The organism is Crossiella cryophila (assembly GCF_014204915.1).
GTDB lineage: Bacteria > Actinomycetota > Actinomycetes > Mycobacteriales > Pseudonocardiaceae > Crossiella > Crossiella cryophila.
The window spans coordinates 6517439-6533926 of record NZ_JACHMH010000001.1; the positions used below are offsets into that span (position 1 = coordinate 6517439).

At 74.3% G+C, this 16488-nt stretch carries 2 protein-coding genes; one reads left to right on the forward strand and one right to left on the reverse strand.

Annotation, left to right across the window (positions count from 1 at the left end; translation table 11 throughout):
* Positions 1–7 precede the first annotated feature (7 nt).
* The gene (locus HNR67_RS28740) at positions 8–772 is read left to right on the forward strand and encodes a nitrilase-related carbon-nitrogen hydrolase (RefSeq protein ID WP_185005323.1); all 765 of its coding nucleotides are present in this window, start codon (positions 8–10) and stop codon (positions 770–772) included.
* On the opposite strand, the gene HNR67_RS45875 is transcribed toward HNR67_RS28740, so the two are convergent.
* Positions 769–16437, reverse strand: coding sequence for a type I polyketide synthase (locus tag HNR67_RS45875; RefSeq protein WP_185005324.1), 15669 nt, complete (start codon positions 16435–16437; stop codon positions 769–771). The two genes, HNR67_RS28740 and HNR67_RS45875, sit on opposite strands and share 4 nt — an antisense overlap.
* Between the last annotated feature and the right edge of the window lie 51 nt (positions 16438–16488).

The window sequence follows — 16488 nt, forward strand, 5'->3', positions numbered from 1 at the left end:
GGTTCATGTGCGGATCGCCTGCTGGCAAGCCGAAACCCCGGCTTCGGGCACCCGGCCCGGCGAGCAGCTCGACCGGCTGGCGGTGGCCGCCGCGCGGGCGGCGGAGGCCGGTGCGGCACTGCTGATCACGCCGGAGCTGTACGCCACCGGTTATCCGCTGAGCAGGCGGCTGCTGGCCGAGGTGGACGCCGGATACACCGCGCGGGTCGGCCGGATCGCGGCCGGGACCGGGGTGACGATCGTGCACGGACTGCCCGAAGTGGACGGTGCCGCGGTCTACAACGTGGCCGCCGTGGTCACCCCGGAACGCGGGACCGTGGCGAGTTACCGCAAGGCGCACCTGTACGGCGAGCACGAGCGGGCGGTGTTCACCGCCGGGGACGAGCCGCTGGTGCAGGTCGAGGTCGACGGGGTCCTGGTGGGTCTGGCGATCTGTTACGACGTGGAGTTCCCGGAGGTGGTGCGGGCGCACGCGCTGGCGGGCACCCAGTTGCTGGCCGCGCCGACCGCGCTGGCCGGGCCGTGGCGGTTCGTGCCGGAGACCCTGGTGGCGGCCAGGGCCTTCGAGAGCCAGCTGTACCTGGCCTACGTGAACTGGGCGGGTGGCCAGTACTGCGGCCGCTCCCGACTGGTGGACCCGCACGGCCAGGCGAGGGCGGCCGGACCGGAGGCCGAGGAGCTGCTGCTCGCCGAGGTCGACCTCGGCGAGCTGGCCGCCGCGCGGGCGGAGACCACCTACCTCACCGACCGGCGGCCGGAGCTGTACCGCTAGTCCGCCTTGGCCCGGTCCAGCCACTCCTGGACCACCTCGGCGGCATAGGGCACGTGCTCGGTCTCCAGGATGGAGAAGTGGTCGCCGGGCACGTCGATCACCTCGGTCATCGCGTCCAGGGTGGTCTGCCACTCGTGGGTTTCCCCGGCCACCAGGGGCTCGCTGGCGCGGACCAGCAGGGCGGGGGCGGTCAGGCCGCCGGGGGCCCAGTCGATGAGCAGCCGGGCGCAGACCCAGGCGAAGGCGGAGATCTCGGTGAAGCCGATGCCGCCGGAGTCCAGGCCGACGAAGGAGCGGGTGGCCAGGTCGTTGTCCCACTTCTTCAGGACCTTGTCGTTCATCCGGTAGGAGTCCAGCAGCGCCACCCCGGTCGGCGGGGTGCCGCGCCGCTCCAGCTCGCGGGCCACCTCATAGGCCAGCACACCACCGGAGGAGGCCCCGGCCAGGGCGAACTCCTCCTCGCCGACGTGTTCGGCGATGGCGGTGGCGAGCACGTCGATGAGCACCTCGGCGGTGGCGGGCAGGGCCTCGTCCTCGGCGAAGCCGGGCGGCATCACCGCGGACACCCTGCGGCTGCCGGCGAATTCGGCGGCGAAGCGCAGGTACACGTCGGGTCCGGTCAGCGGCAGCGGGACCGGCGGGCACAGGCAGACCAGGTGCGGTCCGGACTCGCCTGCGGAGAGCCGGACGACCTGGGGCGGGGTGGTGAGGTCGGCCGCGGTGGTGAACTTGGTGCGCAGCGCGGCGGCGCTGAGCGCGAACTCGTGCGCGGCCTCGACCTGCTTGTTCTCGATGGCCTGCAGGTAGATCTTGCCCATGGCGTCCTGGCCGACGCTGTGCTTCTCCGGCTTGGGTGGCGCGGTCGCCAGCCGGGTGGTCAGGAAGGCGGCCAGGTCGGCGGCGGTGGGGTGGTCGAAGACCAGGGTGGGCGGCAGGGTGAGGCCGGTGGCCGCGCCGAGCCGGTTGCGCAGTTCCAGTGCGGTCAGCGAGTCGAAGCCGAGTTCGCGCAGGGCCTGGGCCGGGTTGATGTCCGCGGCGGCGGTGTGGCCGAGGGCGGCGGCGATGTGCGCGCGCACCAGGTCCAGCAGGAACGCCGGGCGTTCAGGGTCAGGGACAGCTGCCCAGCGGTCGGCGAATCCGGCCGGGTCGGCGGCCGCGCTGCCCGCGAGCGGGCGGGCGGCGGGTCCGGCCAGGGCACGCAGCAGTGGCGGGGCGCCGTTGGCGCGCAACGCGGTGGTGTCCAGGCGGGTCAGGCCGAGCACGGGTTCGGTGCCGCGCAGGGCCTGGTCGAACAGGGCCAGACCGGCGTCCACGGCCAGTGGCGGCATGCCGGAGCGGGCCATCCGGCGCAGGTCGGCGTCAGTGAGGGTGCCGGTGAGGCCGATCTCGGTGGTCCAGGCGCCCCAGGCCATCGAGACCGCGGCCAGGCCCTGCTGCTGCCGCCAGTGCGCGAGGGCGTCCACGAACACGTTGGCGGCGGCGTAGTTGCCCTGGCCGGGACCGCCGAGCAGTCCGGCCATGGAGGAGAACAGCACGAACAGTGGCACGTCGCCGAGCAGTTCGTGCAGGTGCCAGGCCGCGTCCACCTTGGGCGCGAGGACGTGCTGCACGCGTTTGTCGTCCAGGGAGCCGATGACGCCGTCGTCGAGCACGCCCGCGGTGTGCACGACGCCGTTGACCGGGTGCTCGGCGAGCACGGCGGCCAGGGCGGTGCGGTCGGAGACGTCACAGGCGGCGACGGTGACCTCGGCGCCGAGGCCGGTCAGCTCGGCGACCAGGTCCTCGGCTCCGTGTGCGGCCGTGCCGCGGCGGCTGAGCAGCAGCAGTTCGGTGACGCCGTGCGCGGTGACCAGGTGCCGGGCGATCAGGCCGCCGAGCCCGCCGGTGCCGCCGGTGATCAGGACCGGGCCGTCAATGGCGACGGGCTCGGGGTCGGGGGTGTGGCGGGTCAGGCGTGGGGTGCCGGCCTTGTTGTCGCGCAGGGCGATCTGGGGTTCGCCGGTGGCGAGCAGGCCGGCGAGCACGGACAGGTCGGGGTCCGCATCGGCGTCGACCAGGGTGATCCGGCCCGGGTTCTCGGACTGGGCGGAGCGGATCAGGCCCCAGACCGCGGCGGCCGGCAGGTCGGAGAGCAGGCCGTCCTCGGCGGCGATGGCGTCCCTGGTGAGCACGACCAGGTGGGTGTCCTCCTCGGTGAGCCAGCGCTGCAACCGGGTCAGTGTGGCCAGCACGATCTCGTGCACGGCGGCCGGATCCGGATCGGTGGTGTGCGGGACGGTGAGCAAGGCGTGTTCCGTTGGCTGCCAACGGGATGGGGTGAACGGGAGCGCGGTCCACTCGGTGGCCAGCAGCGCGGCGTCGCCGAGCGTGCGCAGGTCACCGGCGGGCAGTGGGCGGGCCAGTAGGGAGCCGATGGTGAGCACGGGTGCGCCTGCCGGGTCGGTGACGGTCACGGCGACGGTGTCGGGGCCGGTGCGGGTGAGCAGGGCGCGGACGCTGGTGGCCCCGGCGGCGTGCAGGACGACATCGGTGAACAGGAACGGCAGTGCGGGGCCGCCGTCGGTGAGGCCGGTGAAGGCGGCCGCGTGCAGGACGGCGTCGAGCAGGGCCGGGTGGATGCCGTAGCCGGTGACGGGCAGGCCGGGTAGTTCGACCTCGGCCCAGACCTGGTCGCCGTCGGACCAGGCGCGGCGCAGGCCGCGGAAGGCCGGGCCGTAGACGATGTCGCCGTCAACCCCGTGCAGCACCGAGGGATCGGCGGGCTGGGCGCCCTCCGGGGACCAGGTGAGTGGTTCGGCGGGAGCCGCGCCGGGGGTGAGCAGCGCGGTGGCGTGCCGGGTCCACTGCTCGGCGCCGTCTGGGCAGGAGTGCACCTGGGCGGTCCAGCCGCCGTCGGTCTCGGTGAGCACGAGCTGGACCTGGCAGCCGCGGTCGGGGACCACGAGTGGGGCTTCCAGGGTGAGTTCGGCGAGCCGGTCGCAGCCCACCGAATCGCCCGCCCGCACCAGGAGTTCGACGAAGCCGGTGCCGGGGAACACGGTGACGCCGCGGACGGTGTGGTCGGCCAGCCACGGGTGGGTGTGCGTGGACAGCCTGCCGGTGAACAGCACTCCCCCGCTGCCGGGCAGGGCCAGTCGCGCGCCGAGCAGCGGGTGTTCGGCGGAGGTCAGGCCCGCGCCGACGACGTCCGCGTCGGCGGTGAGCGAGTCCGGCCAGTAACGGCGGTGCTGGAACGGGTAGGCGGGCAGGTCGGCCCGGGGGCCGGTCAGGCCCCAGGTGATGGGAACGCCGTGCACGGCCAGGGCGGCCAGCGCGGTGTGGAACTGGCGGGGGCCGCCGTCCTCGCGGCGCAGGGTGCCGACGACCACGGCGTCCGGGACGATGTCCTGGACCGCGCCGGTGAGCACGGGGTGCGGGCCGACCTCGACCCAGGTGCGGAAACCGTTGGCGGCCAGGGCTTCGGCGGTCTCGGCGAAGCGCACGGTCTCGCGCAGGTTGCGCACCCAGTAGGCGGCGTCGGCCTGGGCGGTGTCGAACTCCGCGCCGGTGACCGAGGAGTAGACCGGGAGGTCCGCGGTGCGGGGTGTGATCGGGGCGAGTTCGGTGCGCAGGCGGTCGGCGATCTGCTCCACCTGGGCGGAGTGCGCGGCGTAGTCCACCGGGATGATCCGGGCCCGCACCTGGTCGGCCTCGCAGCGGGCGACCAGCTCGTGCAGGGCGGCGACCTCGCCGGAGACCACCACCGCGGCCGGGCCGTTCACCGCCGCGATCGAGAGCCGGTCGTCGATCAGTTCGGTGACCTGTGCGGCGGACAGGGCCACCGCGGCCATGCCACCGAGTCCGGCCAGGGTGTCCGCGATGGCCTTGCTGCGCAGGGCGACGATCCTTGCACCGTCCACAAGGGACAGTGCACCGGCCGTGCAGAACGCGGCGATCTCGCCCTGGGAGTGGCCGACCACGGCGGCCGGTTCGACACCGTGGGCGCGCCACAGGGCGGCCAGCGACACCAGCACGGCCCACAGCGCGGGCTGGACGACGTCGACCCTGGCCAGTGCGTGCTCGTCGGCGAGGACCTCGCGCAGGTTCCAGTCCACAAAGGACGAAAGGGCGGTGGCGCAGTCGGCCATCGCGGTGGCGAAGACCGGGGAGCTGTCCCAGAGTTCCAGGGCCATCCCGGTCCACTGGCCGCCCTGGCCGGGGAAGACGAACACGGTGCCGGTGCGCGGGGTGGTCGTGCCGAGCAGGACGTGTGGGGCGGGCAGGTCCTCGGCGAGGGCTCGCAGTCCGGCCAGCAGCTCGTCCCGGTTGGTGCCGACCACGATCGCGCGGTGGTCGAAGGCGGTGCGTTCGGTCAGTGTGCGGGCGACGGCCGCGGGGTGTGGTTCGTGGTCGGCGATGTGCCGGGCCAGGCGGGCGGCCTGGGCGCGCAGGGCGGACTCGGTGCGGGCGGAGAGCACCCACGGGATGGCCGGGGAGTCGGCGGGTTCGGGGGTGGTGACCGGGGCGGGGGCTTCGAGGATGACGTGGGCGTTGGTGCCGGAGACGCCGAAGGAGGAGATGCCAGCGCGACGTGGGCGACTGGTTTCCGGCCAGGGGGTGGGTTGGGTGAGCAGGTCGACCGCACCCTGGGTCCAGTCCACTTTGGACGATGGTTCGTCGATGTGCAGGGTGGCGGGCAGCAGGCCGTGCCGCATGGCCTGGACCATCTTGATGATCCCGGCCACGCCCGCCGCCGCCTGGGTGTGGCCGAGGTTGGACTTGAGTGAGCCGAGCAGCAGCGGGGTGTCCCGGTCCTGGCCGTAGGTGGCCAGGAGGGCCTGTGCCTCAATGGGATCGCCGAGCACGGTGCCGGTGCCGTGGCCCTCGACGGCGTCCACTTCGGACGGTGTGAGTCCGGCGGTGGCCAGTGCCTGGCGGATGACGCGTTGCTGGGACGGGCCGTTGGGGGCGGTGAGGCCGTTGGAGGCGCCGTCCTGGTTGACCGCGCTGCCGCGGACGATGGCCAGTACCCGGCGGCCCTCGCGGACGGCGTCGGAGAGTCGTTGCACGACCAGCACGCCGACGCCCTCGGACCAGCCGGTGCCGTCCGCGCTGTCCGCGTAGGCCTTGCAGCGGCCGTCACCGGCGAGGCCGCCCTGGGCGGAGAAGCCGATGAAGGTGTTCGGGGTGGCCATCACGGTGACCCCGCCGACCAGCGCGAGCGGGCATTCTCCCGCCCGCAGGGCCTGCGCGGCCAGGTGCAGGGCGACCAGGGAGGACGAGCAGGCGGTGTCCACGGTCATGGCCGGGCCTTGCAGGCCGAGGGAATAGGCGATCCGGCCGGAGACCACGCTCTGCGAGCCGCCGGTGATCAGGTGTCCGGCGATGTCCTCGGTGGAGCGGATCGCGATGTCGGTGTAGCCGGACTGGAAGGCGCCCGCGAACACGCCGACCGGCTGGCCGGTGAGCGCGGCCGGGTCCAGGCCCGCGTGTTCCAGGGCTTCCCAGGAGGTTTCCAGCAGCAGTCGCTGTTGCGGGTCGGTGGCCAGGGCTTCGCGCGGGGAGATGCCGAAGAAGGCGGCGTCGAACTCGGCCACGCCGTCCAGGAAGCCGCCGTGGGCGGTGACCGAGGGTCCGGCCAGGGCGTCCAGGTCCCAGCCGCGGTCGGCGGGGAATCCGGTGATCGCGTCGCGGCCCTGGGCCACCAGGTCCCACAGTTCGTCGGGGGTCTCGACCCCGCCGGGGAAGCGGCAGGCCATGCCGACGATGGCGATGGGTTCGTCGCTGGCTCGGGCGGCCACCGGGGCTGCGATGGCTGGTCCGTCGCCGAGCAGAGCGGCCAGATGGGCGGCGACCTCGGTGACGCTGGGGTAGTCGAAGACCAGGGTGGCCGACAGCGGCAGGCCGGTGGCGGCGGTGAGGCGGTTGCGGAGTTCGACGGCGGTGAGTGAGTCGAAGCCCTGGTCCTTGAACGCCTGGGTGATCTCGACCCGGTCGGCCGCGGTGTGCCCGAGCACGGCGGCGACCTCGCCGCGGACCAGTCCGGTGAGCAGGCCGGGGCGGTCGGCGGCGGGGGTGTCCGCCCAGCGGCGGGCGAAGTCCGCGTCGGCGGCGGCACCGGCGATCCGGCGGCTGCCGCCGGGCACCAGTGCGCGCAGCAGCGGCGGGATTCCGTTGGCGCGCAACGCGGTGGCGTCCAGGCGGGTGAGGGTCAGCACGGATTCGGCGCTGTTCAGCGCCTGGTCGAACAGGGCCAGGCCCTGCTCGGGAGCCAGCGGGGGCAGGCCGAGTCCGCGCAGGCGGCGCTGGTCGGCCTCGCTGAGGGTGCCGGTGAGTCCGGCCTCGCCGGTCCAGGCGCCCCAGGCCATCGAGACCGCGGCGAGGCCCTGTTGCCGTCGGACGCGGGCGAGGGTGTCCAGGAAGACGTTGGCCGCGGCGTAGTTGGCCTGGCCGGGGTTGCCGAGCTGGCCGGCCATGGAGGAGAACAGCACGAACAGCGGGACGTCGCCGAGCAGTTCGTGCAGGTGCCAGGCCGCGTCCACCTTGGGCGCGAGGACGTGGTCGAGCCGGTCCGGGGTCAGCGCGGTGAGCACGCCGTCGTCGAGCACCCCGGCCGCGTGCACCACCCCGCGCACCGGGTGCTCGGCCAGCAGGGCGGCCAGTGCGTCCCGGTCGCTGACATCGCAGGCGGCCACGGTGACCTTGGCGCCGAGCGCGGTGAGTTCGGCAGTCAGTTCGGGGGCCTGGCCGCGGCGGCTGACCAGCAGGAGTTCGCCGATCCCGTACTCGGTGACCAGGTGTTTGGCGAGCAGTCCGCCGAGGCCGCCGGTGCCGCCGGTGATCAGGACCGGGCCGTCGACCGGGGCACGTTCGGGTTCGGCGGCGCGTACCAGGCGCGGGGCGAGTGCGGTGCCCGCGCGCAGGGCGAGTTGGGGTTCGTCGGCGGTGGCGAGCTGATCGGAGTCGGTGTCGAGGAGGGTGATGCGGCCGGGGTGTTCGGACTGGGCGGTGGCGAGCAGGCCCCAGGCGGTGGCGGCGGGCAGGTTGGTGATCGGGTCCTCGGGGCCGGTGCTGACCGCGCCGCTGGTCCGGAAGACCAGGTGGGACTGGGCGAACTGGGGTTCGGCGAGCCAGTGCTGGAGCTGGGCCAGGGTCCACTTGGCGATCTCGTGCGCGGCCGCCGGGACCGGGCCGTCCGGGGTGGGTGCGGTGAGCACGATGGTGCGGGCGGGCTCGGTCAGCGTGCTGAGGTCCGTGGTGTGCACGGCGTCCTCGATGGCGGCGGCCGGGACCGGGACCCAGGTCTGGGTCAGTGCCACGGTGTCGCGCGGGGTGAGGTCGCCAGCGGGCAGTGGGCGGGTGACCACCGAGCCGAGGGTGAGCACGGGAGCGCCCGCCGGGTCGGTGACGGTGGCCTCGAAGGTGTCGGGGCCGGTGCGGGTCAGGCACACCCGGACCGTGCTCGCACCGGTGGCGAACAGGGTGACACCGCCGAAGACGAACGGCAGCTGGGCGGTGCTCGCGCCGGTGCAGGCGGCCGCGTGCAGGACGGCATCGAACAGGGCCGGGTGGATGCCGTAGCCGGTGACGGGCAGGCCGGGCAGTTCGACCTCGGCCCACACCCGGTCGCCGTCCACCCAGGCGCGGCGCAGGCCCTGGAAAGCGGGGCCGTAGGCCAGGTCGCCGCCGTCGGCGTAGAAGCCGGACAGGTCGATCTCGGCGCCGGTGGGCGGCCAGGGCAGGTCCACCACGGGTGCGGTGGTGGTGCCGAGGCGGCCGGTGGCGTGCCGGGTCCAGTCCTGGGCACCGTCGGGGCGGGAGTGCACGGTCAGCGCCCACTCATTGCCCTGCGGGGTCAGCGCGACCTGGATCTGGCAGCCGCGGCCGGGCAGGGCGAGCGGGGCTTCCAGGACGAGTTCGGCCAGGTGGTCGCAGCCCACGGCGTCGCCGGCGCGCAGCGCGAGTTCGACCAGTCCGGCGCCGGGGAACAGGATGGTGCCACGGACGCGGTGGTCGGCGAGCCAGGGCTGGCTGCTCGGGGCGAGGCGGCCGGTGAAGAGCACGCCGCCGGAATCGGGCAGGGCCACGGTGGCGCTCAGCAGCGGGTGCCCGGCCGGGTCGAGTCCGGCGCCCGCCACATCGGTGGTGGCTGCGGGGTCCGGCCAGAAGTGCTCGCGCTGGAAGGCGTAGCCGGGCAGCTCGACCTGGCGTCCGTTGGGCAGCAGGGCATCCCAGGTCAGCGCGACACCGCGTTCGTGCAGGCGGGCCAGTGCGGGCAGCGGGGCGTCGGTCAGTGGGACGGCCACCACGCCGGTGGTGCGCTGGGCGAGGGCGGACAGGGTGCTGCCGGGGCCGACCTCGACCAGGGTGCGCACGCCGTTGGCGGCCAGCCAGTCCAGGCCGTCGGCGAAGCGGACGGCCTCGCGGGCCTGGCGGACCCAGTAGTCCGGGGTGGCCACCTCGGCGGGTTCGCCGGTCAGGTTGGACACGATCGGCAGCCGGGGGGCCTGCCAGTCGAGTCCGGCCAGCACGTGCGCGAACTCGGCCAGCATCGGCTCGACCAGTGGCGAGTGGAAGGCATGCGAGACCTTCAGCCGCGAGGTCCGCCGATCGGCGAATCTGGCCGCGGCGGCAAGGACATCGGCCTCCGTGCCGGAGAGCACCACCGAGTCCGGGCCGTTGACCGCGGCGAGCGCGACCCGGTCGGAGAGCACGGCGGTGATCTCGGCCTCGGTGGCCTCGACCGCGATCATCGCGCCGCCCGCGGGCAGCGCCTGCATCAGCCGGGCGCGGGCGGAGACCAGCGCGCAGGCGTCGGGCAGGGACAGCACCCCGGCCACGTGTGCCGCGGCGACCTCGCCGACGGAGTGGCCGAGCAGGTAGTCCGGTCGCACGCCGAAGGATTCCAGCAGCCGGTAGGCGGCGACCTCGACCGTGAACAGCGCGAGCTGCGCCCAGCCGGTGCGGGCCAGGGTTTCGGCGTCCTCGCCCCACATGACCGCACGCAGCCCGGGGTCGAGTTCGGTGGCCACGGCGTCGAAAGCCTCGGCGAACACCGGGAATTCCTGGTGCAGGGCCTTGCCCATGTCCAGTCGTTGCGCGCCCTGTCCGCTGAACAGCACGGCCAGGCCCTCGCCGCCGGGTGCGACCACGGCGCGCTCGCCCTCCGCTACCGCCCGCAGCCCGGCCAGCAGTTCGTCCCGGTCCGCGCCCAGCAGCACGGCGCGGTGCTCGAACCGGGTGCGTGCGGCCAGGGTCCAGCCGACGTCGACCGGTTCTGCCGCAACCACTTCCGGTGCGGCCAGCAGGCGGGCGGCCTGGGCGCGGACCGCGGCGGCCGAGCGGCCGGAGAGCACCCAGGGCAGCACCCCGGTCACCGGTGCGCGTTCGGCGGGCGGTGCGGCGGGTGCGGGGGCTTCGATGATCACGTGCGCGTTGGTGCCGGAGACGCCGAAGGAGGAGACCGCGGCGCGGCGCGGCCGTCCGGTTTCCGGCCAGGGCAGGGGTTCGGTGAGCAGCCGGACGTCGCCGCCGGACCAGTCGATCCGGGTGGAGGGCGCGTCCACGTGCAGGGTCGGCGGCAGTACGCCGTGCCGCATGGCCATGATCATCTTGATCATCCCGGCCACGCCGGCGGCGGCCTGGGTGTGGCCGACGTTGGACTTGAGCGAGCCGAGGTAGAGCGGGCGTTCCCGGTCCTGGCCGTAGGTGGCGAGCAGCGCTTGGGCCTCGATCGGGTCGCCGAGCACGGTGCCGGTGCCGTGTGCCTCCACCACGTCGATGTCCGCGCCACGCAGTCCGGCGCCGGCCAGGGCCTGGCGGATGACCTTCTGCTGGGCGGGGCCGTTGGGTGCGGTGAGGCCGTTGGAGGCGCCGTCCTGGTTGACCGCGCTGCCGCGCAGTACCGCGAGCACCCGGCGGCCTTCCCGCTGGGCGTCGGAGAGTCGTTGCACGACAAGGACTCCGGCGCCTTCGGCCCAGCCGGTGCCGTCGGCGGCGTCGGCGAATGCCTTGCACCGGCCGTCGAGGGCGAGTCCGCCCTGGACGGAGAAGCCGATGAACGCGTCCGGGGTGGCCATCACGGTGACGCCGCCGACCAGGGCCAGTCCGCATTCGCCGGACCGCAGCGCCTGGGCGGCCCAGTGCAGGGCGACCAGTGAGGAGGAGCAGGCGGTGTCCACGGTGACCGCTGGCCCGTGCAGGCCGAGCACGTAGGACACCCGGCCGGACACCACGCTCAGCGAGCCGCCGGTGACGAGCTGCCCGGTGAGGTCGGCGCCGGAGCGTCCGGCGACCTCGATGTAGTTGGAGGGCATGGCGCCCATGAAGACCCCGGTCTGGCTGCCTGCCAGTGCCCTCGGCTCGATCCCGGCGTTCTCCAGGGCTTCCCAGGAGGTTTCCAGCAGGAGGCGCTGTTGCGGGTCGGTGGCCAGGGCTTCCCGCGGGGAGATGCCGAAGAAGGCGGCGTCGAACTCGGCCGCGTCGTGCAGGAAGCCGCCCTCGGCGGTGACCGAGGCGCCGTCCGGGCCGAGCAGGTAGTCCAGGTCCCAGCCACGGTCGGCGGGGAATTCGGTGACGCCGTCCCGGCCGGTGAACACCATGTCCCACAGCTCGTCCGGGGTGCGGACGCCGCCGGGCAGGCGGCAGGCCATGCCCACCACCACGATCGGGTCCTCGGCGGTGCTGACCACGGTCGGCAGGACGGTGTCGCGGGTGCGGTCGGCGCCGAGCAGGTCGGCGAGGTGTTCGGCCAGCGCGGTGACGGTCGGGTAGTCGAAGGCCAGGGTGGCGGGCAGGGTGAGGGCGGTGGCGGCGGTGAGCCGGTTGCGCAGGTCGAGCGCGGTCAGCGAGTCGAAGCCGAGTTCCTTGAACTGGCGTTCGACCGCGACGGCGGTCTGGTCGGGGTGGCCGAGGGCGGCCGCGGTGTGGCCGCGGACCAGGCCCAGCAACAACTTCGGGCGGTCCGCGGCGGGGGTGTCGGCCCAGCGGTGCGCGAATCCGGCGTCGTGCCGGTCCTCGGCGACCCGGCGTTCCACCCCGGTGCGGACCAGGCCGCGCAGCAAGGCCGGTACTCCCCCGGCACGCAGTGCGGCGGTGTCCAGGCGGGTCAGGCCGAGCACGGGTTCGCTGCCGCCGAGGGCCTGGTCGAACAGGGCCAGGCCCTGGGTGACCGACAGCGGTGGCAGGCCGGAGCTGTCCAGGCGTCGACGGTCCACTTCGGACAGTGCCGCAGTGAGGCCCGCGTCGGGTGCCCAGGCGCCCCAGGCCAGGGAGATTCCGGACAAGCCCTGGTCGCGGCGCAGGTGGATGAGGGCGTCGAGGAAGGTGTTGGCGGCGGCGTAGTTGCCCTGGCCCGCGTTGCCCAGAACGCCTGCCAGTGAGGAGAACACGGCGAACAGCGGGACGTCGCCGAGTAGTTCGTGCAGGTGCCAGGCGGCCTCGGCCTTGGGGGCGAGCACAGCGGCGAGGCGGTCGGGGGTGAGCGAGTCGAGGACGCCGTCGTCGACCACGCCCGCGGCGTGCACGACACCGCGTACGGGGTGTTCGGCCAGCACGGCGGCGAGGGCGTCGCGGTCGGCGGCGTCGCAGGCGACAACCGTTGCGGTGGCGCCGAGTTCGGCGAGTTCGGCGACGAGTTCGGGGGCGCTGCCGCGGCGGCTGAGCAAAACCAGGTCGCGCACGCCGTGGGCACGGGCCAGGTGCCGGGCGAGGTGTCCGCCGAGGCCGCCGGTGCCGCCGGTGATCAGCACCGGGCCTTCGACGGTGACCGGGTTGGCGGCCGGGGTTCGGCGGGCCAGTCTGGGGGCGAGCAATTGGGTGCGGACGGCGAGGCGGGGTTCGCCGGTGGCCACGGCGGCGGCGAGCACGGTGAGGTCGAGGTCGGCGGCCGGGTCGAGGTCGATCAGGGTGATCAGGCCGGGGGCCTCGGACTGGGCCGCGCCGGTGAGTCCCCAGACGGCCGCGCCGGGCAGGTCGGTGAGTGGGCCCTCGGCGGCGACCGCGCCCCTGGTGAGCACGACGACGCGGCGGCCGGTGAAGCGCTGGAGCTGGCTGAGCACCCAGGAGGTCGTCTCGCGCAGCCGGGCCGGGTCGGCCGGTGGCACGGTCAGCAGCACGGTGCCCGGTCCGTCGGCTTCCGCCGCCGGGGACACGAGCAGCCAGTCCGGGGTGGCGGCGGGCGGGGCGGTGACCGGGATCCACTCGGTGACCAGGACCGCGGTGTCGTCGGCGGCCAGGGTCTGGTCGGGCAGTGGGCGGACGGCGAGGGTGCCGATCGACAGCACGGGTTCGCCGGTCCGGTCGGCGACGTCGATGCGGTAGGCGTCGGGTCCGGTGCGGGTCAGGCACACCCGCACCCGGCTGGCCCCGGTGGCGGCCAGCACCACGTCGGCGAAGTGGAACGGCAGTCGCGGCGCACCGGGCGGACCGGCGAAGACGGCGGTGTGCAGCACGGCGTCCAGCAGGGCGGGGTGCACGCCGTAGCCGTCGGCGGGGATCTGGGGCAGTTCGACCTCGGCCCACACCCGGTCCCCGTCGGCCCAGGCGCGGCGCAGGCCCTGGAACGCGGGTCCGTGCACGACCTCACCGTCGCCCGCGTACAGGCCGGTGAGGTCGAGTTCCGCGCCGGTGGGCGGCCAGGCGACCTCGGCGACCGCGCCCGTGCCGGTGGTGAGGTGGCCGGTGGCGTGCCGGGTCCAGTCCTGGGCGCCGTCGGGGCGGGAGTGCACGGCGATGGACCAGCCGTCGGCGCGTGGGGCGAGTGCGACCTGGAGCTGGCAGCCGCCGCGTTCGGGCAGGATCAGTGGGGCTGCGAGGACGAGTTCGGCCAGCCGGTCGCAGCCGACGGCGTCGCCGGCGCGGATGGCGAGTTCGACAAAACCGGTGCCGGGGAACACGATCGCGCCGCGGACCTGGTGGTCGGCGAGCCAGGGCTGGGTGCGGGTGGTGAGCCTGCCCGTGAGCAGCACGCCGCCGGACTCGGGCAGCGACACCTCGGCGCCCAGCAGCGGGTGCCCGGCCGCGACCAGGCCGAGCCCGGCCACGTCACCGCCCGCGGTGGCGGGTGCGGGCCAGTAGTCGCGGCGCTGGAAGGCGTAGGTGGGCAGGTCGATCTGGCGGGCGCCGGGCAGTACGGCGTCCCAGTCCAGGGTGAGGCCGTGGGTGAACAGGCGGCCGAGTCCGGCGGCCAGCGCGGCGGGTTCCTCAGCGTCGGCGAGCAGGGGCACGGCGGCCAGGTCCGGTTCGGCGCGCTGGGCCAGGGCGGCGAGGGTGCCGCCGGGGCCGACCTCGATCAGGGTGCCGACCCGGTGTTCGGCCAGCCAGCGCAGGCCGTCGGCGAACCGGACCGCCTCGCGGACCTGTCGCAGCCAGTAGTCCGGGGTGGCGACGTCGGCGGGTTCGCCGGTCAGGTTGGACACGATCGGCAGGTTCGGGGCGTGCCAGGTCAGGCCGGTGAGCACCTGCCGGAACCCGTCGAGCATCGGCTCCATCAGCGGCGAGTGGAAGGCGTGTGAGACCTTCAGCCGCGAGGTCCGCCGATCCGCGAAATTCGCTGCGGCGACAAGGACATCGGCCTCGACGCCGGAGAGCACCACGGACCGGGGCCCGTTGACGGCGGCCAGTGCCACCGTGTCGGAGAGGTACTCCGCGACCTCCGCCTCATCGGCCTCGACCGCGATCATCGCGCCGCCGGTGGGCAGCGCCTGCATCAGCCGGGCCCGCGCGGACACCAGCGCGCAGGCGTCGGGCAGGGACAGCACCCCGGCCACGTGCGCGGCGGCGACCTCGCCGATCGAGTGGCCCAGCAGGTAGTCCGGCCGCACACCCCAGGACTCCAGCAACCGGAACAACGCGACTTCCACCGCGAACAACGCGGGTTGCGCCCAGCCCGTGCGGGACAAGGCTTCCGCGTCCGACCCCCACATGACCTCGCGCAGTCCGGGCGTCAGTTCGGCGGCCACCGCGTCGAAGGCCGCCGCGAACACCGGGTGGGTCGCGTGCAGTTCCCGGCCCATGCCCAGCCGCTGCGCGCCCTGGCCGCTGAACAGCACCGCCACCCCGCCGGTGCGGGCCTGGCCGGTGTGCACGTGCGGGGACGGGCTGTCCTCGGCGAAGGCCCGCAACGCGGCGAGCTGATCCCCCGTGACCGCCAGCCGGTGCGGCAGCGCGGCCCGAGTACGGGCCAGCGACCAGGCCACATCCACCGGGTGCGCGTCGGCGGCCCGTTCGAGTAGCCGCGCGGCCTGGGTGCGCAGGGCTTCGGGGGTCCGGGCGGAGAGCACCCAGGGCACCGTCGCGGCCGCGGGTTCGGGGGCGGTGACCGGTTCGACGGACTCCAGGATGACGTGCGCGTTGGTGCCGGACACGCCGAAGGAGGACACGCCGGCGCGGCGTGGGCGACCGGTTTCCGGCCAGGACCGGGATTCGGTGAGCAACTCCACCGAGCCCGCCGACCAGTCCACTGTGGACGATGGCTGGTCCACGTGCAGGGCCGCGGGCAGCACCTTGTGCCGCAGGGCCTGCACCATCTTGATGATCCCGGCCACGCCCGCCGCGGCCTGCGCGTGCCCGAGGTTGGACTTCAGCGAGCCGAGGTAGAGCGGGCGTTCGCGATCCTGGCCGTAGGTGGCCAGCAATGCCTGCGCCTCAATGGGATCGCCGAGCACGGTGCCGGTGCCGTGGCCTTCGACGGCGTCCACTTCGGACGGTTCCAGTCCGGCCGCGGTCAGTGCCTGCCGGATCACCTGTTGCTGGGCCGGACCGTTGGGCGCGGTGAGGCCGTTGGAGGCGCCGTCCTGGTTGACCGCGGTGGCCCGCACCACCGCGAGCACCGGACGACCCTCCCGGATCGCGTCGGAAAGCCGTTGCACCACAAGGACTCCGACGCCCTCGGCCCAGCCCGCACCGTCGGCGGCCTCGGCGAATGCCTTGCAGCGGCCGTCCGCGGCCATCCCACCCTGGGCGGAGAAGCCGATGAAGGTGCCGGGGGTGGCCATCACGGTGACCCCGCCGACCAGCGCCAGGGGGCTCTCGCCCGAGCGCAGTGACTGGGCGGCCAGGTGCAGTGCTACCAGGGAGGAGGAGCAGGCGGTGTCCACGGTCAGCGCCGGGCCGCGCAGGCCGAGGGTGTAGGCGATCCGGCCGGAGGCCACGCTCTGCGAGCCGCCGGTGATCAGGTGCCCGGCCACGTCCGCACCGGCTTGCCCGGCGATCTCGGTGTAGCCGGAGGGGAAGGTGCCGACGAAGACCCCGGCCTGGGTCTCGGCCAGGGACAGCGGGTCGATCCCGGCGTGCTCCAGGGCTTCCCAGGAGGTTTCCAGCAGCAGCCGCTGCTGCGGGTCGGTGGCCAGCGCCTCACGCGGGGAGATGCCGAAGAAGTCCGCGTCGAACTCGCCGACCCGGTCCAGGAACCCGCCCTCGGCGGTGGCCGAGGTGCCGGTGGCCACCAGTTCGTCCAGGTCCCAGCCCCGGTCGGCCGGGAACCCGCCCACCGCGTCGCCGCCACTGGCCACCAGGTCCCACAGCTGGTCCGGGGTGCTGACCCCGCCGGGGAACCGGCAGGCCATGCCCACGATCGCGATCGGCTCGGTCTGGCGGTCCTCGACCTCGCGCAGCCGGCGTTGCAGCTCCCGGGAATCGGCGATCGCCCGCTTGAGGTAGCTGCGGAGCTGCTCTTCGTTGGCCATGGGTGGTTCTCTCCTGGTGGGTGGCGGCGGGTTGATCGTGCCGGGTTCCGG